Origin of the sequence: Bradyrhizobium sp., from assembly GCF_035652035.1 — a bacterium.
Lineage (GTDB): Bacteria > Pseudomonadota > Alphaproteobacteria > Rhizobiales > Xanthobacteraceae > Bradyrhizobium.
This window is the reverse complement of record NZ_DASREO010000005.1, coordinates 1-21,854: the sequence shown is the minus strand read 5'-3', so window position 1 is coordinate 21,854 and position 21,854 is coordinate 1. Positions and strand designations below refer to the sequence as shown.

General features: G+C 62.8%; 19 protein-coding genes. 11 read left to right on the top strand and 8 right to left on the bottom strand.

Features of this window, described 5'->3' with window-relative positions:
• Positions 1 to 64: 64 nt before the first annotated feature.
• From VFB05_RS01590 to VFB05_RS01580, 3 genes are all read left to right on the top strand, one after another.
• Positions 65 to 1,687 (top strand): ABC-F family ATP-binding cassette domain-containing protein, encoded by a 1,623-nt coding sequence (locus VFB05_RS01590; protein ID WP_325008060.1) that lies wholly within the window; start codon positions 65 to 67, stop codon positions 1,685 to 1,687.
• Between the two features lie 338 nt (positions 1,688 to 2,025).
• On the top strand, positions 2,026 to 2,793 hold the full coding sequence (locus tag VFB05_RS01585; protein WP_325008058.1) for an alpha/beta hydrolase: 768 nt from the start codon (positions 2,026 to 2,028) through the stop codon (positions 2,791 to 2,793).
• A gap of 65 nt (positions 2,794 to 2,858) precedes the next feature.
• The gene (locus VFB05_RS01580) at positions 2,859 to 3,347 is read left to right on the top strand and encodes a DUF417 family protein (protein WP_325008056.1); all 489 of its coding nucleotides are present in this window, start codon (positions 2,859 to 2,861) and stop codon (positions 3,345 to 3,347) included.
• Positions 3,348 to 3,680: 333 nt separating this feature from the next.
• On the opposite strand, the gene VFB05_RS01575 is transcribed toward VFB05_RS01580, so the two are convergent.
• On the bottom strand, positions 3,681 to 6,920 hold the full coding sequence (locus VFB05_RS01575; protein WP_325008289.1) for a CusA/CzcA family heavy metal efflux RND transporter: 3,240 nt from the start codon (positions 6,918 to 6,920) through the stop codon (positions 3,681 to 3,683).
• 238 nt (positions 6,921 to 7,158) lie between these two features.
• On the opposite strand from VFB05_RS01575, the gene VFB05_RS01570 reads away from it, so the two are divergent.
• From VFB05_RS01570 to VFB05_RS01560, 3 genes are all read left to right on the top strand, one after another.
• The gene (locus tag VFB05_RS01570) at positions 7,159 to 7,791 is read left to right on the top strand and encodes a hypothetical protein (protein WP_325008054.1); all 633 of its coding nucleotides are present in this window, start codon (positions 7,159 to 7,161) and stop codon (positions 7,789 to 7,791) included.
• 9 nt (positions 7,792 to 7,800) lie between these two features.
• Positions 7,801 to 8,463 (top strand): class I SAM-dependent methyltransferase, encoded by a 663-nt coding sequence (locus tag VFB05_RS01565; RefSeq protein WP_325008052.1) that lies wholly within the window; start codon positions 7,801 to 7,803, stop codon positions 8,461 to 8,463.
• A 216-nt stretch (positions 8,464 to 8,679) separates the two neighbouring features.
• Positions 8,680 to 9,486, top strand: coding sequence for an alpha/beta hydrolase (locus VFB05_RS01560; protein WP_325008050.1), 807 nt, complete (start codon positions 8,680 to 8,682; stop codon positions 9,484 to 9,486).
• Between the two features lie 5 nt (positions 9,487 to 9,491).
• Here the strand turns inward: VFB05_RS01560 and VFB05_RS01555 are convergent, their stop codons facing one another.
• The 5 genes from VFB05_RS01555 to VFB05_RS01535 form a co-directional block, all read right to left on the bottom strand.
• Positions 9,492 to 10,499 carry a DnaJ domain-containing protein gene (locus tag VFB05_RS01555; RefSeq protein ID WP_325008048.1) on the bottom strand — a complete coding sequence of 336 codons (1,008 nt, stop codon included), beginning with the start codon at positions 10,497 to 10,499 and terminating at the stop codon, positions 9,492 to 9,494.
• A gap of 327 nt (positions 10,500 to 10,826) precedes the next feature.
• Positions 10,827 to 12,122 (bottom strand): FAD-binding oxidoreductase, encoded by a 1,296-nt coding sequence (locus tag VFB05_RS01550; protein ID WP_325008046.1) that lies wholly within the window; start codon positions 12,120 to 12,122, stop codon positions 10,827 to 10,829.
• Between the two features lie 8 nt (positions 12,123 to 12,130).
• Positions 12,131 to 12,862, bottom strand: coding sequence for an amino acid ABC transporter ATP-binding protein (locus tag VFB05_RS01545; RefSeq protein WP_325008044.1), 732 nt, complete (start codon positions 12,860 to 12,862; stop codon positions 12,131 to 12,133).
• Entirely contained in the window at positions 12,859 to 13,512 is a 654-nt protein-coding gene (locus tag VFB05_RS01540; RefSeq protein ID WP_325008041.1) for an amino acid ABC transporter permease, read from the bottom strand. Before VFB05_RS01540 ends, VFB05_RS01545 begins: the two co-directional genes overlap by 4 nt.
• Positions 13,513 to 13,537: 25 nt before the next feature.
• Positions 13,538 to 14,305, bottom strand: a complete 768-nt coding sequence (locus tag VFB05_RS01535; RefSeq protein ID WP_325008039.1) for an ABC transporter substrate-binding protein — start codon at positions 14,303 to 14,305, stop codon at positions 13,538 to 13,540.
• Between the two features lie 582 nt (positions 14,306 to 14,887).
• Between VFB05_RS01535 and VFB05_RS01530 the strand changes: the two genes are divergently transcribed.
• Positions 14,888 to 15,217 carry a hypothetical protein gene (locus VFB05_RS01530; protein WP_325008038.1) on the top strand — a complete coding sequence of 110 codons (330 nt, stop codon included), beginning with the start codon at positions 14,888 to 14,890 and terminating at the stop codon, positions 15,215 to 15,217.
• A gap of 38 nt (positions 15,218 to 15,255) precedes the next feature.
• On the opposite strand, the gene VFB05_RS01525 is transcribed toward VFB05_RS01530, so the two are convergent.
• Positions 15,256 to 16,818: an ABC transporter permease/substrate-binding protein gene (locus tag VFB05_RS01525; protein ID WP_325008035.1), complete on the bottom strand. Its 1,563-nt coding sequence runs from the start codon at positions 16,816 to 16,818 to the stop codon at positions 15,256 to 15,258.
• A 13-nt stretch (positions 16,819 to 16,831) separates the two neighbouring features.
• The gene (locus VFB05_RS01520) at positions 16,832 to 17,629 is read right to left on the bottom strand and encodes an ATP-binding cassette domain-containing protein (protein WP_325008033.1); all 798 of its coding nucleotides are present in this window, start codon (positions 17,627 to 17,629) and stop codon (positions 16,832 to 16,834) included.
• Positions 17,630 to 17,943: 314 nt separating this feature from the next.
• On the opposite strand from VFB05_RS01520, the gene VFB05_RS01515 reads away from it, so the two are divergent.
• The 4 genes from VFB05_RS01515 to VFB05_RS01500 form a co-directional block, all read left to right on the top strand.
• Entirely contained in the window at positions 17,944 to 18,780 is an 837-nt protein-coding gene (locus VFB05_RS01515; RefSeq protein ID WP_325008031.1) for an ABC transporter ATP-binding protein, read from the top strand.
• A gap of 290 nt (positions 18,781 to 19,070) precedes the next feature.
• Positions 19,071 to 19,634: a YbhB/YbcL family Raf kinase inhibitor-like protein gene (locus VFB05_RS01510; protein WP_325008030.1), complete on the top strand. Its 564-nt coding sequence runs from the start codon at positions 19,071 to 19,073 to the stop codon at positions 19,632 to 19,634.
• Positions 19,635 to 19,765: 131 nt separating this feature from the next.
• Positions 19,766 to 20,557 carry an ABC transporter permease gene (locus tag VFB05_RS01505; RefSeq protein WP_325008028.1) on the top strand — a complete coding sequence of 264 codons (792 nt, stop codon included), beginning with the start codon at positions 19,766 to 19,768 and terminating at the stop codon, positions 20,555 to 20,557.
• Positions 20,558 to 20,820: 263 nt separating this feature from the next.
• A partial coding sequence (locus VFB05_RS01500) for an ABC transporter substrate-binding protein (RefSeq protein WP_325008026.1) occupies positions 20,821 to 21,854 on the top strand: 1,034 nt, incomplete at its 3' end.

Here is a 21,854-nt window from a genome sequence, read left to right as displayed (position 1 = left end):
TCCATTTCCTTCTCCCATGCTCTAAGAGCGGCGCGAAAAGCTTTCCCGCGAGTTCCCTTAACGCATGATCCGTCTCGACAATATCTCCAAGCAAATCGGCCATCAGATCCTGTTCATCGAAGCCTCCGCCGCGCTCCAGAAGGGCGAGAAGGCGGGCCTCGTCGGCCCCAACGGCGCCGGCAAGACCACGCTGTTTCGCATGATCACCGGCACTGAGCTGCCGGACGAAGGCCAGGTGTCGCTCGATCGCGGCATCACCATCGGCTATTTCAGCCAGGATGTCGGCGAGATGAGTGGCCGCAGCGCGGTCGCCGAAGTGATGGATGGAGCCGGGCCCGTCGCCGCGGTCGCCGCCGAACTGAGGGCACTCGAAGCGGCGATGGCCGATCCCGATCGCGCCGATCAGATGGAAGAGATCATCGCCCAATATGGCGAGGTGCAGCATCGTTTCGAGGAGCTCGACGGCTATGCGCTGGAAGGTCGCGCGCGCGAAGTGCTCGCAGGTTTATCCTTCAGCCAGGAGATGATGGAGGGCGATGTCGGCAATCTCTCAGGCGGCTGGAAGATGCGCGTCGCGCTGGCGCGCATTCTGCTGATGCGTCCCGACGTGATGCTGCTCGACGAACCCAGCAACCATCTCGACATCGAGAGCCTGATCTGGCTCGAGCAATTCCTCAAAGGTTACGAAGGCGCGCTGTTGATGACCTCGCACGATCGCGAGTTCATGAACCGCATCATCAACAAGATCGTCGAGATCGACGGCGGCTCGCTGACGACCTATTCCGGCGACTACGAATTCTACGAGGCGCAGCGCGCGCTGTCCGAAAAGCAGCAGCAGGCGCAGTTCGAGCGGCAGCAGGCGATGCTGGCGAAAGAAATCAAGTTCATCGAGCGTTTCAAGGCGCGCGCCTCTCACGCGGCGCAAGTGCAGAGCCGGGTGAAGAAACTGGAAAAGATCGAGCGGGTCGAGCCGCCGCGCCGCCGCCAGACGGTTGCCTTCGACTTTCCGCCGGCGCCGCGCTCGGGCGAAGATGTCGTCAGTCTCAAGGCTGTGCAAAAGGCCTATGGCAGCCGCGTGATCTATGACGGGCTCGATTTCATGATCCGCCGGCGCGAGCGCTGGTGCGTGATGGGCGTCAACGGGGCGGGCAAGTCGACGCTGCTAAAACTCGTCGCAGGTGAGAGCGATCCGGACGATGGATCGGTTTCAGTCGGCGGCAGCGTGAAGATGGGCTACTTCGCCCAGCACGCGATGGACCTGCTCGATGGCGAGCGCACGGTGTTCCAGTCGCTCGAGGATGCGTTTCCTCAAGCGGGCCAGGGCTCGTTGCGTGCGCTGGCCGGCTGCTTCGGCTTTTCCGGCGACGACGTCGAGAAGCGATGCCGCGTGCTGTCAGGCGGCGAGAAGGCGCGCCTCGTCATGGCGATCATGCTCTACGATCCGCCGAATTTTCTGGTGCTGGACGAGCCGACCAACCATCTGGACATGGCGACCAAGGAAATGCTGATCACTGCGCTCTCGCAATATGAGGGCACGATGCTGTTCGTCTCGCACGACCGGCATTTCCTTGCAGCGCTGTCGAACCGCGTGCTGGAGCTGACGCCGGACGGCGTCCATCAATATGGCGGCGGCTATACCGAATATGTCGCGCGCTCCGGCCACGAAGCGCCGGGATTGCACAGCTAGGCAGATCGAAGGAAGCCGTCATCGCGAGCGGCAGCCAACGGGTCGCGCGAATGCGCGCCCGATGACAGGCTCCGCGATCCAGATTTTCTTGCAAGGAACTGGATTGCTTCGTCGCTTTGCTCCCTTGCGCAAACGCTTTGCGTTTGTCGCAGGCAATGACGATTTTGCCCCATCTCTCGCGGCATCACGACCCCGTGACGCCGCGTAACAAGGCGTCCCCTCCTGGAGAATATACCAACGTGACATCGCAGGACGCGGTGTTGCGCGCCGACGGTTGCCGCTTTTCGCCGGCAGCCCGCTGGCTGAAATCCATCAAACACGTACGACGCGAGGGTCCGATGAATCGACGCACATTCATGAGCATGGCAGCGGCCGGGGCAGGGAGCATGCTCCTGCCTGCCGGCAAGGCCGCGACGCAGGCCGCGCCGGCGGTCCGAAATGTCGTTCTGGTGCACGGGCTGTTCGCCGACGGGTCATGCTGGTCGGAGGTGATTCCAAGATTGCAAGGAGCAGGGCTGAATGTCACGGCCGTGCAAAATCCGCTGACGACGCTGCCCGACGCGGTGGCATCGGCCGAGCGCGTACTGGCACGGCAAGACGGTCCGACAGTTCTGGTCGGGCACTCCTTCTCCGGAATGATCGTGACGGAAGCCGGCATGCATCCGAACGTGTCGTCGCTTGTCTACGTCGCCGCGCGCGCGCCGGACGCAGGCGAAGATTACACCGCGCTCGCCAAGACGTTTCCGGCGCCGCCGGCGTCGGCCGGGATCGTCTTCGACGGCGATGAAGGGCGTCTGAACGAAGCCGCATTCCTGCGCGACTTCGCGGGCGACCTGCCGGAAGCCAAGGCAAAGGTCCTCTACGCAGTCCAGCAGCCGTTCCAAAAAGCTCTGCTCGCCGGAAAAACCACGCATGCGGCGTGGCGGTCGAAGCCGAGCTTCTATGCGGTGTCGGTGGAAGACCGCACCATCAACCCCGACCTCGAGCGGTTCATGGCCAAGCGCATGAATGCGCGGACGATCGAGGTGAAGGCGAGCCATCTTTCGATGATCTCGCACCCCGATACGATCGCGCAGCTGATCCTGGAAGCGTGCGGGCAGGCCTGAACCGCGCGCGCCGGGCTGCCGGTGCGTGCGGCAAATGCAACCATCAATCGAAATCAGGAGCTCACGTGAAAACAACGTTCAACATCGCCGAGAAAGGCGAGGGGTCTTACCGCTCTTTGGCCATTCTTCGCTGGGTCATGGTGGTCATCTTCGTGTCGTTCGGCATTCAGAAGTTCACCTTGCAGTCGGCGCAGGGAATCGAGCGGTTCATCACCAACAGTCCGTTCATCTGGTGGCTGCATGTGTTTGGTCTGCGCGGCGAGGCTTATTTTCTTGGTGTGACCGAATTTGCCATTGCGGCGCTTCTCGTCGCGGGCGCATTCAGCCCGATCCTGTCGGCGCTCGGTTCGTTCATGGGCGTGGTCACGTTCGTGGTGACGTGGTCGTTCTTCTTCACGACGCCGGGCGTCGTTGTCTGGAGCTTGTCGACCGATCCGATCGCCTGGAATCTGACAGGCGAATTCCTGTTCAAGGACATCGTCCTGCTCTGTGTCTGCCTGGTGCTGTTTCTGGCGTCGCTGCCGCAATCGACGGTGCGGTTGCGTGCCGCCTAGCTTCGCGCGATCATACGGCAGCAATGCTGTCGCTATGATGAGGAACATTGACAAATCGGTGCGACGCTACCAACCTTATGTCGTGACCAACACTGACGTTGGCCAAAGCAGAGGAGGTTTGATGACTCCACCTGCAAAGCGCGCCGCAACGATCGCGCGAGCATCGGTTCGGGCTTAAGCGTAGCGGCAACTCACGAACACCGTCCCGAGAGCGGCCGATGGCCCCCATCAGTAGGGCATGGGCCAACATGGCCCCTCTCGGCATGGGGCTTTCGAGATCCATTTCCAAAACAAAATCCATGTCCAGAAAAGGCCGCTTGCAGCCTCACGCGATTATGTTTGTTGCCCGGCTTCCTGACCGCTTGGGCGCGGCCGGTGCTCGCTCTCGCGCCCCAAGAAATAGCTCTGCAACGCCGGCACCACCACCAGCAACATGATCGGCCCGATCAGCATTCCGCCCACGATCACGGTGGCGAGCGGCCGCTGCACCTGACTGCCGATGCCGGTCGACAACGCCGCCGGCAAGAGCCCGATGCAGGCCGACAGCGTCATCATCAGGATCGGACGCATTTGCTGGCTGACGGCCTCGAACATGGCCTCTTCGGGAGGCGTGCCGTGGCTGGCAACCCGCTCGTAGCCGTGGATGATGAGGATGCCGCTCATCACGGCGACGCCGAACAGCGAGATGAATCCGATCGCGGCCGAGATCGAGAAATCCAGATCGAAGACATACAGGCCGAGGATGCCGCCTGAAATCGCAAAGGGCAGTCCGAGCAGGGCCAGCAGGCTCTGGCGGAATGAATTGAACAGGCCGTACAGCAGCACCATGATGAAAAGGAAGGTCACGGGGAGAATGATGGCAAGCCGTTTCTTGGCCTGCTGCAGCCATTCGAACTCTCCGGCCCAATCGATGCGATAGCCGACGGGCAGCTTCACGTTCTTGCCGATGCGCTCCTGGGCTTCCTCCACCGCGCCGGCGAGATCGCGGCCGCGCACCGAGAACTTGATCGGCACAAAGCGCTGGTTGCGTTCGCGGAAGATGTAGGAAGCGCCGGTGTCGAGCGTGATCGCGGCGAAGTCACTCAGGGGAATATAGGCGGTGCCGCTTGCGGTCTGCACGCCGACTTTAAGATTGCGCACCTTCTCGATGTCGTTGCGGTATTCGGGAGCAAGGCGCACCGCGACGCCGAACGAGCGATCCGCCTCGAGAATGTTCGTCGCCACCGTGCCGCCCAGCGCCGCCTGGACGACGGCATTGGCGTCGCTGACGTTGAGGCCATAGCGCGCCGCTTTCTCGCGGTCGATCTTGATGTTGAGATTGGGTTGCCCCAGCACCCAGAACGCGCCGAGGTCGGCGATGCCCTGCACCTTGGCCATTTCCGCCATGGCTTGCTTGGCGATCTTCTCCAGCGTCGTCAGATCGGGCCCCACGATCTTGATCGAGTTGGCGCCTTTGACGCCCGACAGTCCTTCCTCGACGTTGTCCTGGATGTATTGCGAGAAATTGAAATTGATGCCGACGAACTTCTCCGAAAACTCCGCCTGCAGTTCCTCGACAAGCTTTTCCTTGGTGAAATTCGCCGGCCACTCGTCGAACGGCTTTAACGGCACGAAGAACTCGGCGTTGAAGAAACCCGCGGCATCGCTGCCATTGTCGGGACGGCCATGCTGCGAGACCACCGTGATCACTTCAGGGTGCTTCAGCAGGATTTCCCGGATCTGATTGACGATCGGCATGCCGGCCTCGAGCGACAGGGTCGGCGGCATCGAGGCGCGAATCCACAAATTGCCTTCCTCGAGGGTAGGGAGGAATTCGCTGCCGAGCCGCGAGCCGAGGAAACCGGAGAGCACGAGGAAAACCATTCCGAGCGCGATGGTGATCGGCCGCCTGCGCAACGACCAGCGCAGCACCGGTTCATAGATCCGGCGCACGTTGCGCACGACGAAGGTCTCGACTTCGCTGACATGCGTGGGCAACAGCAGCGAACACAGGCACGGCGTCACGGTGAAGGTCGCGAGCAGTGCGCCCACCAGCGCGTAAGCATAGGTCCGCGCCATCGGCCCGAAGATCTGGCCCTCGACGCCCTGCATCGTGAACAGCGGAATGAACGCCGCGACGATGATGGCGGTGGAGAAAAACACGGCCCGGTCGACTTGCATCGCGCTGATCAGGATCAGCCGAAGCCGGTCGGTCCATGTCTCGTCGCTCGATGGCTGGCCGGCGCCGGTCGGATCGTCGCCCCAGCGCTTTTCGGCCAACTGATGAAACAGCAATTGCTGATCTTCGGGACTCGACTGGAAATTGCGATAGATATTCTCGACCAGGATCACAGCGGAATCGACGATGATGCCGAAATCGACCGCGCCGACCGACAGCAGGTTGGCGTCTTCGCCGCGCAGCACCAGGATGATGATCGAGAAGAACAGCGCAAAGGGGACGTTGACGCCGACGATGACGGCGCTCCTGATGTCGCCGAGGAACAGCCACTGGATGATGAAGATCAGCAGACAGCCGAACAGAAGGTTGTGCAGAACAGTCGAGGTGGTGACGCCGACCAGCGTGGAGCGGTCGTAGAACGGGACCAGCTTGAGCCCCGGCGGAAGGCTGCCGTCGGAGTTGATCTTCTGGATCTCGGCGCGGACGCGCTTGATGACATCGTTGGTGTGCAGCGTGCGGTTCATGATGACGATCGCCGCCACCACGTCTTCGGAGTGGTCCCGTCCGGCCTTGCCGAGCCGCGGCACATAGCCGACCGAAACCTTCGCGACGTCCTTGACGAAGACCGGCAGGCCGCTCGGCGAGGCCAGCATCACGTTCTCGATGTCGCGGACCTTGTAGCCTTGCGTCAGATCCGTCTCGCCGCCGGTGTCCATCAGGCCGACGCCGCGCACGTTCACCGACTGCTGTCCGATATTGATGGTGCGTCCGCCGACGTTGACATTGGCGTTGCCGAGCGCCGATATCACTTGTTGCAGCGTCACGCCGTAGGCTTCGAGTTTGCGCGGATCGACCTCGACGTCGTATTCCTTGGTGGTGCCGCCCCAGGTGTTGACCTGCACGACGCCGGGAACGGACAACAGCCGCCGCTGCAATATCCAGTCCTGCACCGTGCGCAGGTTGCTCAAGCCGAAATGCGGCGGGCCGACCAGCTCGTAACGGTAGATCTCGCCGACGAGACTCGTCCCCTGGATTTGCGGCGTGACGTTGCCGGGCAGGCTGACGTTCTGCTGCAGGTTGATCGCCGTCTGCGTCAGCGCGAAATAATAGTCGACGCCGTACTGGAACACGACGCGGACGAACGACAGGCCGAAGAACGAGGTGGAACGGATCACGTCGACGCCGGGCGTCGCCGCCAGCCCGACCTCGATCGGGATCGTGTAGTAGCGCTCCATCTCCTCTGCGGAGAGCCCAGTCGATTGCGCGGTAATCTCCAGGATGACCGGCGCCGGATTGGGATAGGCCTCGATGTTGAGGCGGAAGAACGCGAAGACGCCGGCGCCGACGAACGCGAGCAGGCCCAGCAGCACCAGCGGCCGCCGGGTCAGGCTGAAGATAAGCAATCCTTTGAGCAGAGTGTGCCCCCGATAGTTCTGAGGATCGCGCCGCGCTCAGCAGCGCGCGAATCCCCGCAGCTTTCCCCGATTGGGCGCGATGGTAGACGCTTTCGAGGGGGGCACGAAAGGGCCAATTGTTAGCAGACCCGGGTCAAGATAAACGGCGCCGGCCGCCTGCTTCCCCGCTTTTCGTCCCCATCCATCGTGCTATTCTCCCGGGAGGATCCGGCAAACAAGCCGGGCGGGGAGGGGAGCCATGGTCACGAGATTTCGGACGTACCACGCCTGCGCGCTAGCAGCTGCCCTGATGCTGTCGGGCACCGTTGCCGCGAGCGCCGCCGACGATGCGAAAACCTGCACCAAGGAAAGTGGCGACGTCGCGATCGACGCCTGTTCGAAGGCGATTGCGTCCAAGCATTACAACGGCCACGTGCTGGCGCGGCTTTATCTCAATCGCGGCGTCGAGCGGCGCGCCAAGGAAGACTATGACGCGGCTCTGGCCGACTTTGCCGAGGCCGTGAAGGCCGACAAGAAATATGCCGACGCGTATTTCAACCGCTGCTCGATCTATAATTTCAAGAAAGCCTATGATTCCGCCATCACCGAATGCGGCCAGGCCATCAAGCTCGGTCCCGCGGCGGATGCAACCGTCGCCGGGGGTGCCGAAAAACTCGGCAAGGACGTCGCCCTATCGGATTATTACACCGAGCGGGGCTTCGCCTATTTCAGGAAGGACGACTTCGCTCATGCTTTCGTCGATCTCGACAATGCCGTCCGCCTCAATCCCAATAACGGGCGGGCGCTGAAGACGCGCGGACTGGCCTATGAGGCCAAGGGCGATTCTCGCGCCCAGGCTGATCTCGCTTCGGCCAAGCTGCTCGGTGAGTGAGAGGTGTTCGTGACAGAAGAGAACCGCCTGGCACCAAGACAGGCAGAAAGACAGGCCCATTGGGAAGGGGTCTATACGTCAAAGGAGGAAACCGGCGTCAGCTGGTTTCAGGATAATCCTGCGCCCTCGCTCGAACTGATCGAACGGATTGCGGCTGGCAATGGCAAGGGCAAGGACACCGATATCGTCGATATCGGCGGCGGCGCGTCGCGGCTCCCCGATCATCTCTTGCAGCGCGGCTTTCGCCGCGTCGCGGTGCTGGACATCTCGCAAGCCGCGCTCGATCTCGCCTGCTTGCGCATCGGCCGCCGCGCCAGCGAAGTGCAGTGGATCGCAGCCGACGTGACGGAGTGGAATCCGTCGCACCGCTTCGACATCTGGCACGACCGCGCCGCTTTTCATTTCCTGGTCGATGCCGCCGATCGCGCCGCCTATATCGCGCGCATGGCGGAGGCGCTGCGGGTAGGAGGGCACGCGATCATCGCAACCTTTGCCTCCGACGGGCCGGAAAAATGCAGCGGACTGCCGGTCAACCGTTATGACCCGGACGGGCTGGCGCGCGAGCTCGGCGATGACTTCACGCTGGTCGATTCCCGCAGGCACGACCACGCAACGCCCTGGAATGCGACCCAGCGGTTTCAGTTCTCGCTGTTCCGGAGACGAGACGGCTAGAGCTCCGATTCTGAAGTTCGTATCATATTGCGGCTCCACGATTACGAACTTCGGAATCCAAGGAGCTCTAGCAACTTATTGATGCTAGCGCGGCTTTTGAATTTGAAGTTCCTATGATGGACTCTCGGCAAAACTGACAGGAACTTCAAATTCGCCGCACTAGTCGTGCCGGCTGCGCAAGGCCGCAACAAAATTCGAAAACGGGAAGGACACGCTATGGCGGCATCATCTTTGAGAACCACGCGCCGCGCCGCGCTCGGCGCATTCGCGGCGGTTGGCGCGCTCACTGCAGGCGGTGCGCGACTTCAGGCGCAAACGGCGCCGAAAACCTTCGTGCTGGTTCACGGCACCTGGCATGGCGGCTGGTGCTGGCGCCGCGTTGCCGATCTGCTAGCAAGCAAGGGGCACAAGGTCTATGCGCCGTCGCTGACGGGCGTTGCCGACCGCTCGCACCTGCTGACGAGAGACGTCAACCTGACCACGCATGCGAACGACATCGCGAACCTGATCAAATGGGAAGACCTGACGGACGTCGTGCTGGTCGGCCATTCCTCCGCCGGCTTCGTGATCACGCAGGCGGCCGAGCTGATCGGCCCGCAAGTGGCCTCGATCGTCTATCTCGATGCATTCGTGCCTGATGTCGGCGACAGCCTGATCTCGCTCGCCAACCCCGGACCGCGCAAGGCGCTGGAGGAAGCGGTGGCGCGCGGCGATCTTGCTGCGAAGCCGGTGCCGGCCGCGGCCTTTAACGTCAACGAAAAGGATCGCGCCTGGGTGGATGCCAAATGCACGCCGCATCCGCTTGCCGTCGTGGTGGACAAGGTGACGGCCACTGGCAGCCGCGAGAAGATCGCCCGCAAGACCTACATTCGCGCGACCGGCTTCAAGAGCCCTGTGTTCGACGAGACGCTGGCGCGGATGAAGACGAAGCCCACCTGGAAGACCTTTGAGGTGGCGTCAGGACACGACGTGATGGTCGATCATCCGGATCGTCTGGCCGAGATCCTGCTCGAGGTCGCCTGAGTTCTTTACATGCTGCCGGCGGTGTACCACGGTTCCCGCGCAGGCCACGGCTCGCGGCGTGGCTGCGCAACGCGCGGCGCCGTGCGCGGGATCGGCAATGGCACGGTCTTCGGCAACATGTCGGTCTTCGGCGACGCCTCGGGATGCTGCGTCTTGCCTGCCGCGGCCGCCGCCAGCGATTTCGGATGGCCCGGCTTGTCAGCGGGCTTCAAGGCCGGAAGCTCGGCGAGCGGATGGTCGTCCTTCTTGTCGCGAATGAACAGCAGGCCGCGATCGACATAGGGCGCCGTGAAATTCTGGTCGAGGTGCGCCACGTGTTCGGGATCGAGGACTGACCCGCTCACCTCGCTTGCGATGAGAGCCGCAATGTCGTGCGGGTGCGAGCCGCTTGACGCGTCGGGCGCGGCATCGGAAGCGTTAGTTGACGGTGACGCGCCCTCGGCGTCGGCAGGCGCCATCGCCATCGCGTTCGACGCCTTCTGCAGATGTGCTCCGGTGCCCTCGCCCCTTGCGGCGATAAAGGCGGTTACGGCGGCAGGATCGGGCGCGTCCGCCGTGACGGCGGCGATGCTCGCCGAAACCCGCGTCTTGAGGTCGCTGCTGCTCGGAGGTGCGTAGAGCGGTGCATAGGAGGCGACCGCAACGCGAGCAGGGGCAACCCATGCCATCGACATATGCATGAACAGGAAGTAGCCGCCGGCCGTCACGAGCGAAAGCGACGTGAGCGCGAGCACGGTGGATGCGACCTTGTGAACCCTTGCTGCGATTGGGTGCGCCGAGGCCGGATCCTTCTCGTGCTTTGCGAGCACCAGCAAGTGGTCGTAAACCGCGCGCTGATCCTTGTCCAAAAGGATGTCGTTGGCGCGGACGATCTGGCGGAATCTGATGGCAGCTTCGGGATCGTCGGGGCGTAAGTCGGGATGCGCGCCCTTGACGGCCTTGCGAAACGCAACTCTCAACGCTTCGGCGTCGTCGCGCGGAAGAGCGCCCAGCAAATCGTACAGCGTATCCATGACGCACTACTCGCTACAGGATTCACTCGTCCCCCGGCCGAACTTCCCGTCGCGAAATTTGCTGCGGAGTACGATCGACCAATTTCACCGCGCCAAAAGGATGTTGATTTAGTGGGGCAAAAAAATGACTTTACCTCCGCGCGTCAAAAAAGCTTCTTCAGGCGCAGGCGTTTGGGCGGGCGAAGGGCCGGCGATCAAAACGTTGCCCGGCTGCGACCGCAATCCCGCAACGCTTGTGGCATAAGCAAGGCAACGCCGCGTCGAGATTCCGCCTCGATGGGCGCTATGAGCGTGTATGTCAAAACCGTGACATGGTTAATTGGACCGCTAAACCCCGAGTCGGTCCCGGACGCGCCCGAGCAAAACGGCGCTGCGCACGCCGACCGGCCAGGCGACGTGGAATCGAATGGGCTTGATCGCCGTGATCGGAAGGTCGATCTCGGCCGTCTCGCCGCCGGTCAAACGCTTCGCGAGTTGCTCTCCCATCGCGGTCGCGAGCGCGACGCCGCGGCCGTTGCAGCCGAGATAGGCGAGCAGGCCGGGCGCGGGTTCATGGACATGCGGATAGTGATCTGATGTCATCGCAAGCCGGCTATTCCAGCCATGGGTCCAGGCGATACCGCCGACAGCAGGCCAAAGCCGCTCCGCGTAACGCATGAGGTAGCTGACGGCATTGGCGTTGTGGATCCACTTCATCGGCCCGCGCCCGCCCATCAGCAGGCGATTTTCGGCATCGATGCGGTAATAGACGGTGATGTGGCCGCTCTCGTAAAGCACCGACCGCGCCGGCATGATCTGCCGCGCGACGTCATCCGGTAGCGGCGCGGTGGCCGCGATCGAAGAGAACAGCGGCACGACGGTCTGCCGCAAGGCGGGCCACAGATCGTCCGTGAAGCCATTGGTGGCGAGCAGAACCTTGTCGGCGCGAACGACCGCGCGCGGCGTTGTGATGCGCCATCGCCCGCCTTCGCGCGCCAGCGAGGTCGCCGGAGTTGCGCCATGGATCGAAGCTCCTGCGGCGAGCGCTGCCCGCGCAAGACCTCGCGCATAATTCAGCGGATGAACATCGCCGCCACGCGCGTCGAACATGGCGCGGACGTAGCGATCGGTGCCGGTCATTTTGCGGCAGTCCGAGGCGTCGAGCAGCCGCACCGGCATGCCGCGCGCGATGCACTGGCTTGCGGTCGCTTCGACGGCGCGCGCGTGGCTCTCGTGATAGGCGGCGCGCAAGGTGCCGTTCTGCCTGATATCGCAGGCGATGTTAAGGCGCCGGATCAGCTCGAGCGTGAACACAGGCGTGTTGTAGGAGAAGGCGATCATGCGGCGGCCGAGATCGGCGCCGAACGTGGCCTCGATGGTGTCGGGGTCGAGCTTCAAACCGGGATTGAGCTGGCCGCCATTGTTGCCGGACGCGCCCCAGCCGGGCTCGTTGGCTTCGAGGACGATGGCGTCAGTGCCCTGTTCGGCGAGATGCAGCGCGGTCGAAAGCCCGGCAAAGCCGCCGCCGATGATCGCAACCTTCACGTTGCGGTCGGTCTCGAGCTGCGGCAATGCGAGCGGCGGAACGGCAGTGGCCGCGTAAAGGCTCGGCGGCAAGGGGAGGGCGTTCGTTTCTCTCGTCATGGACAGGATCACATCGGATGCAGCACGCGGCGCAGGAAATCCTGCGTGCGCGGATGCTGCGGCTGGCTCAGCAGCGATCTCGCCTGGCCCTGTTCGACGATGACGCCGCCGTCGATGAACAGCACGCGGTCGGCAACGTCGCGCGCAAATCCCATCTCATGGGTGACGACCACCATGGTCATGCCGTCTTCGGCGAGCTTGCGCATCACCGACAGCACATCGCCGACCAGTTCAGGGTCGAGCGCCGACGTCGGCTCGTCGAACAAGATCGCCTTCGGCTGCATCGCCAGCGCCCGGGCAATCGCGACGCGCTGCTGCTGGCCGCCGGAGAGCTGGTTCGGAAATGCACCGGCCTTGTCGGCAAGGCCGACTTTGGCCAGCAGCTCATGGCCGCGCGCAACCGCGTCATGGCGCGGCTCCTGCTTCACATAGATCGGACCCTCGATGACGTTTTCCAGCGCGGTGCGATGGGGAAACAGGTTGAAGCGCTGAAACACCATCGACACTTTTTCGCGGATACCGACGATCGAGGCGGCTTGCCGCTCGACTCGGGCGCCCTCGACCAGCACGTCGCCGGCTTCATAACTCTCGAGGCCATTGATGCATCGCAGGATGGTCGACTTGCCCGACCCCGACGGGCCGATGATGCAGACGACCTCGCTCCTGGAAACGGCGGCCGTGATGCCCTTGAGCACCTCGTTTGCGCCAAACCTCTTGTGAACGTCGCGAAGCTCGATCATTTGTGACCTGCCCGCTTCTCGAAATGCCGCACCAGCAGAATGAGCGGAATGCTCATGGTGAGATACATCAGCGCCACCAGCGTGAACACGGACGTGTTCTTGAAGGTCGAGGAAGCGATCAGCTTGCCTTGCAGCGCAAGCTCGGCGACCGTGATGGTGGAGGCTTGCGAGGAATCCTTCAGCATCATGATCATGATGTTGCCGTAGGGCGGCAGCACGATGCGGAAGGCCTGCGGCAGGATCACGCGGCGCATGGTGAGCCACCATCCCATCCCGATCGCCTGCGCGGCCTCGACCTGTCCCTTGTCGATCGCCTCGATGCCGGCGCGGAAATTCTCCGCCTGATAGGCCGAGTAGGCGATGCCGAGCCCGAGGATCGCCGCTTGCAGTGCGCTCAAGGTGATGCCGAAATCCGGCATCACGAAGTAGAGGTAGAACAGCATCACGATGATCGGGATGCCGCGAATGAGATTGATCAGGCCCGCGCTGATCGCGCTCGCGACGCGAAAGCCCGAGACGCGCATCAAGGCCCAGACCATGCCGAGAATGGTCGAGAGCACCAGTGAGCCGAGCGTGACGACGACAGTCAGGCCCACGCCCTGCAGAAGGATCGGAAAGAACTCGGTGGCGTCGGATAAGAATTTTTGCATCGGTCAGGCTGAGCGAAGCAAGCTCTCACCCGCTCTTGCCGCCAAGGCCCCATTTGTCGAGAATTTTCGCGACCGTGCCGTTCGCCTTCAGCTTGGCGAGCGAGGCGTTGATCTTGCCTAACAGCTCCTGATCGCTCTTGCGTACGCCAATCGCGATGGTGCCGACGGTCATCGGCTTGTAGGATTCGACCAGGCGTACCTCCGGAAACAGGCCCAGCCTGAGATTGTGCGCAAGGATCGGATAGTCGCCATATCCCGCCTTCAGGCGGCCGGTGTTCACGTCGCGCAGGATGTCGGGAAGGGTATCGTAGGCCTTCACCTCGGCGAAGATGCCGGTCTTTCGGAGCGCGTCGACGTAAGCCGTGCCGACCTGCGCGCCGACCACCTCGCCCTTGAGGTCTTCCGCGCTGGCGTAGTTCTTCGTATCGCTCTTTGGCACCACCAGTCCTTCGCCGTAGGAGTAGACCGGATCGGAGAAGTCGATGATTTCCTTGCGCGCGGCGGTTGCCAGCATCGCCGCCGAGATGATGTCGATCTTGTTGCCGGTCAGCGAGGCGACCAGGGTCGAGAACTGCATCGGCTCGATCTGCACCGAGAATCCGGCGTCCTTGCCGATCTCGGTGATGAGATCGACCATCAGGCCCTGGATGCTGTTGGTCTTGGTGTCGAGAAAGGTGAAGGGCGCGCCGGTCGGCGTGGAACCGACTTTCAACACCTGCTGCGCCGGGGCGTTTGTTGCCGCGGCAAGAGCGATCGCCACGCCTGCGAGTTGAATGAACCGTTTGAACTTCATCGTGCCCCCAATTCTTAAAGTCCGCTAGTGTGGCGGTTCAGAAGCCCGCATCATCGCTGCCGAGGGTTCGTCATGCGGACTTCTGAACCAAAGCCACACCTGATCAATAGGTTCGCTAGTGTCCTGTCGATTCCGAAGTTCGAAACGTGGCTCCGCAAGAGGATACGAACTTCGGAATCGGGACACTAGTGCTGCCTGACGCGCCGCGGCTGCATCCTCGGATCGAAATTCGGCCATATCGGTAGAATCTTCGCAAGTGGTTTTGGCGGGCAAAAAGGCCGCATCGGCCGGCACGGGCAGGCGAGGCGAGGGCCCGCGCCAGGGTTAACCAGCCCTCCGGTCGAGCGATGCCAACCGTTGCAAATCGGTTCCGCGCAATTGCATCTCTCAAAAAAACTTTAGGCTTCAATAAATCATTCTTTAATTGGGCCCTGGAGGTGCGGGTGTAGATTCACTGGCATCGACTGGTTCGTCTCCAATTCATCGCCGGCAACAGAGGCGATGCGAGAACCGAAAGTCGTCACGAACCGGTCCCCGTCTTGTCACCCGCTTGAGCACGATCATCGCGCCCGGAGTTAAGGCTTGGCGCGGCCGGAAAAGCTTTGCTTTTTTCAGATCGTGCCCGGCATCGCAATGAAGGACTGCAACGAGGAGAACACCATGACCAAAATCTCAGTGCTTGGCATTGCTACCGTTGCCGCTACCGTCGCCTTCGCCATGCCTGCCTATGCGCAGCACAGAATGAATCCCGCCAACACCTACGCGAGAGCCGATTCCTGCGCGTATGAGCCGGGCAATCCCCATAACAGGGTAACCGACTTCATTGCCTGGAGCGGTTATCGTGGCCGCGGCGGCTGGGACGACCGCACCGACATCAAGTGCGGTCCGGCCATGCACCACAGCTCGTATTGAATGAACGGGTGGCGCGCGATGGTCTCGACCGTCGCGCGCTATTTCTTCGATTGGATCTTGTCCCATAGCCAGCGCGCCACCGCATCCGGCGAGGCGTTGCCGTCGCCGCCGGCGGCCCGCAAGTTCGCCTCGCGCATGGTCGCAATGTCGATGCGGCCAAGCAGCGGACGCAGCGCGTCGCGCAACGCTTGATCCTCGGCGCGCTTCGGCGCCAGCAGCAGCACCGCATCGTAAGGCGGGATCACCGCCTTGGGATCGCTGAGCGTGACCAGATCGTATTTCGCGATCAGCCCGTCGCTGGTGTAGCCGGCGATCACGTCGACCTCGCCCGAGGCGACCGCCGCATACATGAAGTCGGGCTGCATCTGGCGTTGCTCGCGGAAATTCAACCCATAGGCGGTGCGCAGCGCGGTCCATTCCGGCCGCGAGAAGAACTCGTAATCGCCCGCAATCGACAGCGCAGGCGCGATTGTCGCGAGGTCGCTGACGGAGTGAATGCCGTACTTCTCGGCGCGCTTCTTCGGCATCACCAGCGCATAGGCGTTTTCGAAGCCGAGTTCGCCGAGTAGCGTCACGTCCTGGCGCGCCAGTTCGGCTTTCAGGTCGGCCAGCAGTTGTTGCCGCGGCTTGAGCCCCATGTGGTGAAACTGGTTGGTCCACAGCGTGCCGGAATAATCGACATAGACGTCGATATCGCCGTTCACCAGCGCCTGGAAAATCACGTTGGAGCCGAGCCCCGCGCGCGTCGTCGCCGAATGGCCGGCATCGCGCAAGCGTTCGCCGATCAGCGCTGCCAGCACATATTGCTCAGCAAAGGTTTTTGCGCCGACCACGTAGTTCGCGGGCGTGCGCGCCAGCGACGGCACGAGCGTGGCCGCGATCAGCGCGGCGATGCCGGCGCCGCCGAGCGCCGTACGCAGGCGGCTGCGGGCCTTTAGTCCGCTCTCCAGCAGCGCCAGCAACTGATCGACCGCGAGCGCGAGCAAAGCGGCGGCGGCGCAGCCGAACAGCACGAACACCCAGTTCTGGGTCTGCAGTCCCGCGAAGATGTAATTGCCGAGACTCGTCTGGCCGATCGGCGTCGACAACGTTGCGGTGCCGATCACCCAGACGGCGGCGGTGCGGACGCCCGCCATCATCACCGGCAGCGCCAGCGGCAGTTCGACCTGCACAAGCGATTGCAGCGGCGTCATGCCGACGCCTTGGGCGGCTTCCAGGACCTGTGGCTCGATGCCGCGCAGCCCGGTGACGGTGTTGCGCAGCACCGGCAGCATCGAATAAAGCGCGAGCGCGAGCACCGCCGGCAGGAAGCCGAAAGCCGAGAAGCCGAAGCCGAACCATTTCAGCGTCAGCGACGCCGCAGCGAGCAGCAGCGGATAAAACAGCGCGAGCAGCGCCAGGCCCGGCACGGTCTGCACGATGCTGGCGAGCGAAAGCAGCAGGCTTCGCAGCACGGGACGGTTGCGCGCGACGATCGCAAGCGGAAGCGAGACGAGAAGCCCGAGCGCAATCGCAGCCAGGCTGACCCGCACATGGCTGCCGAGGTAATCGCCCAGATGGCCCCAGGCCTCGCTCCAGCGCGGGTCGGACAAAAAGTTCATGCGCCGCCCCTCTTCATGTGCCGCCTTTTGGCAACAACGCGTTGAGGCGTTCGGCCTGCCGGCGCGGCGTGCGCAGCAGTTTGACAACGTAGGCGTCGTCGCTTTGCGCAAGCTCCGGCGGCGTGCCTTGCGCGAGCAGTCTGCCGCCGCGCATGACGGCGATGCGGTCGGCCAGCAGGATGGCCTCGGTCATGTCGTGGGTGATCATGACCGTGGTCAACCCCAACTTCTTATGCAGCGCGCGGTAATCGTCGCCCAGCGCATCGCGCGTCAAGGGATCGAGCGCGCCGAACGGCTCGTCCATCAGGACGATCTTCGGTTTTGCCGCGAGCGCCCGCGCCACGCCGACGCGCTGGCGCTGGCCGCCGGAGAGCTCATGCGGAAAGCGGTCGCGAAATTCGTTGCGGTCGAGCCGCACGAGATCGAGCAACTCATCGATCCTTGCCGCGATGTCGCTTTCGCGCTCGCCTTTCAATCTCGGCGTGATGCCGATATTGGCGGCGACGCTCATGTGCGGGAACAAGCCGCCGCTCTGGAATACGTAGCCGATGCGCCGCCGCAACGAGACCGGATCGGCCGCGCGCACGTCCTCGCCGTCGATGGTGATGCGGCCGCGGTCGGCCTCGATCAGGCGATTGGCGAGCCGCAGCAGCGTGGTCTTGCCCGAGCCGGACGAGCCGACGATGGCCAGAAACTCGCCCGCCGCGACGGCGAGCGAGACGTCGTCGACGGCCAAAACAGATTTAGCGCCGCGGCCGCCATCAAAACTCTTGGCCACGTGGTCGAAGGTGATCAATGCGGCGTCCGGCATTTACTCGACCTTGTTTAACCTCCCCTGGAGGGGGAGGCATAGGCCACCTTCGGTGGCCGTCCCTTATAGAACGCCGAAGCCGAGCTTCGGCTATGGCGAATTAAATGAGCAGCGGGGTGGGGTGATGGTCTCGCGCGTTGGCAGTCTTGTCACCCCACCCCGTCTCACATTTCGCTCCGCTTCTTGTGAGCCGACCCTCCCCCTCCAGGGGAGGGTAAACGAGAAGCTCGCTTCAGTAGCACGTCACTACGCTGCGTTGAACTTATCGTTCGAAGGCGCTAAGGCTGGGCCAAAATCTGAAAAGGAATTTTGGGGTGGGAGAGCCTGATCCAACAAGCAAGGCGTCAACGGCGGTCGCGCTGGAGGACGCCAGCGTTGCGTTTCGCCTTGCCGAGGGGCGCATCTATACGGCGGTCGAAAAGGCCAATCTTTCCGTTGCGGCGGGCGAGTTCGTGGCCATCGTCGGTCCGACCGGTTGCGGCAAATCGACCTTGCTGAATGTGGCCGCGGGGCTGCTGGCGCCGGCTGGCGGCCGCGTGCGGATTTTCGATGCGCCGTTATCGGGCCTCAACCGGCAGGCCGGTTATCTCTTTCAGGCGGACGCGCTGTTTCCCTGGAAGACCGCGATCGACAATGTCGCGATTGCACTCGAGATCGACCATGTGCCGCGCAACGAGGCGCTGGAGCGGGCACAGGGCTTCCTCGCCCAGGTCGGTCTTGGCGCCTTTTCCCATCGCTACCCGCACATGCTGTCGGGCGGCCAGCGCAAGCGCGTCGGGCTTGCGCAGGTTTTGATCCGCGACCCGAAGATTTTGTTGATGGACGAGCCGTTCGGGCCGCTGGATGCGCAGACGCGCCAGATCATGGGCAACCTTCTGCTCGACCTCTGGAGCGCCGACCGCAAGGCGGTGCTGTTCGTCACCCACGATCTGGAAGAAGCGATCGCGCTTGCCGATCGCGTCGTGATCATGTCGGCAGGTCCCTCGGCGCGCATCATCGGCGACTGGCGCGTGACGTTACCCCGCCCGCGGGACATCACCGAAGTGAAGCTCGACAAGGCTTTCCACGACCTGCACCGCGAAATCTGGGACGCGCTGAAGGACGAGGTGATGAAGGGCTACGCGCAGTCGACGCAGAGCACCGCTGGGTAAAGCTTATGACGGTCGTCATGGCCGGGCAGGGACGCCACTTGTTCGGCTTTGACTTCCGTCATTGCGAGCGACAGCGAAGCAATCCAGCGTCAGGAAGAACTGGATTGCTTCGTCGCTTCGCTCCTCGCAATGACGCCCCGAAGGATGACCCTCGGTCATGCCTTTGTCATAGGAGCGCATGCCTCGTCTCGATCGAGTGAGCTTGATCTGCCTGCGCCCGCCGCTACACTCCGCCCGCCAAAACGGGTCTCCACTGGCTCCAAAACAAGGCAAACAAAAGGGAAGATGTCATGCTCGTACGTGGATCAATTCTGGCCGGCGCCGTGGCGTTTGCGGCGTTAAGCGTTTCTCCCGCCAATGCGGACGGCGTGTTCACGCTGACCTCGCCGAGCTTCAAGGACGGCGAGCGGCTGGCGACCAAGAATGCCGGCAACAACAAGTCCAATCCGAACTGCGTCGGCGAGAACGTGTCGCCCGCGCTGAACTGGTCCAATCCGCCCGAGGGCACCAAGAGCTACGCGCTTCTGATGTTCGATCCGGAAGGCCGGCCGCCCGGCGGCGTCAGCCACTGGGTCGCTTACGGCATTCCAGTGTCGGTGACGGGCTTTGCCGAAGGCGAAGTCTCCAAGACCAGCGACAAGTATGTCGGCGGCACCAGCCTGATGAAGCTGCCGCATTATTTCGGTCCCTGCACGCCGCCCGGACCGCTGCACCACTACACCTTCACGCTGATGGCGACCGATCTGGAGCCGACCGCGCTCGCAGCCGGTCTAGATCGCGCCGAGGTGATGAAGGCGCTCGATGGTCACGTGAAGCAGGCCACCGGCCTGATCGGCACATTCTCCAAGCCGTAAGCTCGAATCCTCCACCATCGTCATGCCCGGCCTTGTGCCGGGCATCCACGTCTTTATGCTTGGCGAAACGAAGACGTGGATGGCCGGGTCAAGCCCGGCCATGACGAATCGATAGACCGCCGGAATCACTCATGCCTCGCCTGACGCTTTTGTCCCTGCAAGCGCTCGTCGCCATCGTGGCGATCGCATTCTGGCAATTCTTCGCCACGGTGCCGATCGAAGGCCACATGCTGCTGCCGCCGTTCTTCTTCTCGACGCCCCTTGCGGTCGGCAGCCAGATCGTCGACTGGTTCGCCTCAGGCGTGATCTGGAAGCACCTCGGCATCACGCTGTGGGAATCGATCCTCGCCTTTGTGATCGGATCGTTTCTGGGCGTTGCGATCGGCTTCTGGTTTGCACGCAAGCCGCTCGTCGCCGCCGTGTTCGACCCTTACGTCAAGATGGCCAATGCGCTGCCGCGCGTGGTGCTGGCGCCGATCTTCGCGCTGTGGCTCGGTCTCGGCATCTGGTCGAAGGTTGCGCTTGGCGTCACGCTCGTCTTCTTCATCGTGTTCTTCAACGTCTATCAGGGCGTCAAGGAAGTCTCGGCGACGATCCGCGACAACGCGCGCATGATCGGCATGAACGAGGGCCAATTGATGCGCCACGTCTACTGGCCGTCGGCGCTGTCGTGGATGTTTTCTTCGCTGCACACGTCGGTGGGCTTTGCCGTGGTCGGCGCCGTGGTCGGCGAATATCTGGGATCGGCGGCCGGCCTCGGCTATCTGATCCAGCAGGCCGAAGGCGTGTTCGATGTGGCCGGCGTTTTTGCCGGAATGTTCGTGCTGTCGGCCTTCGTCATCGTGATCGACATCTTCGTCAGCGTGGTCGAGCGCCGGCTCTTGGTGTGGCGGCCCAGCGCCTCCGTCGAGGTGCGGGGGTAGGCTACCGAACATTAAACGACCGTCGTCCCGGCGAAGGCCGGGACCCATACCGCGTGATCCATCGTATTCAAAGAAGCTGTTCGACGATCCATCGCCACACTGATGCCGGTGGTTATGGGTCCCGGCGTTCGCCGGGCCGACGATGGATACATTCTGCACCGCGTCCGGGACACGCGAGGTCTTGAGACTTTTGCCCGTCTTCTCATCGCCCGCCCGCTGCTCTATCTTGCGCCAAATTTGCAAGGATTTGCCGGGAGGACACGATGAAAACCGTCTTTAGAAAACTGGCCGGCGCGGCGTTTGCGCTCGCGATGATGTCCGCGTCCGCCATCTTTCCAGCGCCGGCATCGGCGCAGAGCAAGGTGACCATTGCAGTGGGCGGCGGCGCCTGTCTCTGCTATCTGCCGACGGTGCTGGCGAAGCAGCTCGGCGAATACGAGAAGGCTGGGCTTGCCGTCGAACTGGTCGACCTCAAGGGCGGATCGGATGCGCTCAAGGCCGTGCTAGGCGGCAGCGCCGACGTCGTCTCCGGCTATTTCGATCATTGCGTCAATCTCGCCGCCAAGCACCAGGAGCTGGTGGCGTTTGTGGTCTACGATCGCTATCCCGGCGAGGTGCTGGTGGTGTCGCCAAAACACACCGGCGAAATCAACTCGATCAAGGATCTTGCCGGCAAGAAGGTCGGCGTCAGTGCGCCCGGTTCTTCGACCGATTTCTTCCTCAAATATCTGCTGAAGAAAAACGGCGTCGATCCCAACAGCGTCGCGGTGATCGGCGTCGGCCTCGGCGGCACGGCGGTCGCCGCGATGGAGCAGGGCCAGATTGATGCGGCCGTGATGCTCGATCCCTCCGTGACGGTGCTGCAAGGCAGCCACAAGGACCTGAAGATTTTCTCCGACACCCGCACCGCCAAGGATACGCTGGATGTGTTCGGCGGCGAATATCCGGGCGGCGCGCTCTACTCGACCGCGGCCTGGATCAAGGGCCATGAGAAGGAAACGCAGGCGTTGACGCAAGCCATCCTGAATACGCTGGCCTGGATTCGTTCGCATTCGGCTGAAGAGATCATGGCGAAGATGCCGAGCGAGATGGTCGGCAAGAACACCGAGCTCTATCTCGCCGCGCTGAAGAACACGATTCCGATGTATTCGCCGACGGGCAAGATGGATCCGAAGGGCGCAGACGCCGTGCTCGCCGTGTTCAGCCTGAGCTCGCCCGAAGTCGCCAAGGCCAATATCGACGTGACCAAGACGTATACGGACAAGTTCGTCGACGCCGCGAAGAAGACGACGGGCAA

Bases quoted from the DNA above. Each gene is read 5' to 3' on its own strand.
- VFB05_RS01590 (WP_325008060.1), top strand. From the start codon at position 65: ATGATCCGTCTCGACAATATCTCCAAGCAAATCGGCCATCAGATCCTG.
- VFB05_RS01585 (WP_325008058.1), top strand. From the start codon at position 2,026: ATGAATCGACGCACATTCATGAGCATGGCAGCGGCCGGGGCAGGGAGC.
- VFB05_RS01570 (WP_325008054.1), top strand. From the start codon at position 7,159: ATGGTCACGAGATTTCGGACGTACCACGCCTGCGCGCTAGCAGCTGCC.
- VFB05_RS01560 (WP_325008050.1), top strand. From the start codon at position 8,680: ATGGCGGCATCATCTTTGAGAACCACGCGCCGCGCCGCGCTCGGCGCA.
- VFB05_RS01555 (WP_325008048.1), bottom strand. From the start codon at position 10,499: ATGGATACGCTGTACGATTTGCTGGGCGCTCTTCCGCGCGACGACGCC.
- VFB05_RS01550 (WP_325008046.1), bottom strand. From the start codon at position 12,122: ATGACGAGAGAAACGAACGCCCTCCCCTTGCCGCCGAGCCTTTACGCG.
- VFB05_RS01545 (WP_325008044.1), bottom strand. From the start codon at position 12,862: ATGATCGAGCTTCGCGACGTTCACAAGAGGTTTGGCGCAAACGAGGTG.
- VFB05_RS01540 (WP_325008041.1), bottom strand. From the start codon at position 13,512: ATGCAAAAATTCTTATCCGACGCCACCGAGTTCTTTCCGATCCTTCTG.
- VFB05_RS01535 (WP_325008039.1), bottom strand. From the start codon at position 14,305: ATGAAGTTCAAACGGTTCATTCAACTCGCAGGCGTGGCGATCGCTCTT.
- VFB05_RS01525 (WP_325008035.1), bottom strand. From the start codon at position 16,818: ATGAACTTTTTGTCCGACCCGCGCTGGAGCGAGGCCTGGGGCCATCTG.
- VFB05_RS01520 (WP_325008033.1), bottom strand. From the start codon at position 17,629: ATGCCGGACGCCGCATTGATCACCTTCGACCACGTGGCCAAGAGTTTT.
- VFB05_RS01510 (WP_325008030.1), top strand. From the start codon at position 19,071: ATGCTCGTACGTGGATCAATTCTGGCCGGCGCCGTGGCGTTTGCGGCG.
- VFB05_RS01505 (WP_325008028.1), top strand. From the start codon at position 19,766: ATGCCTCGCCTGACGCTTTTGTCCCTGCAAGCGCTCGTCGCCATCGTG.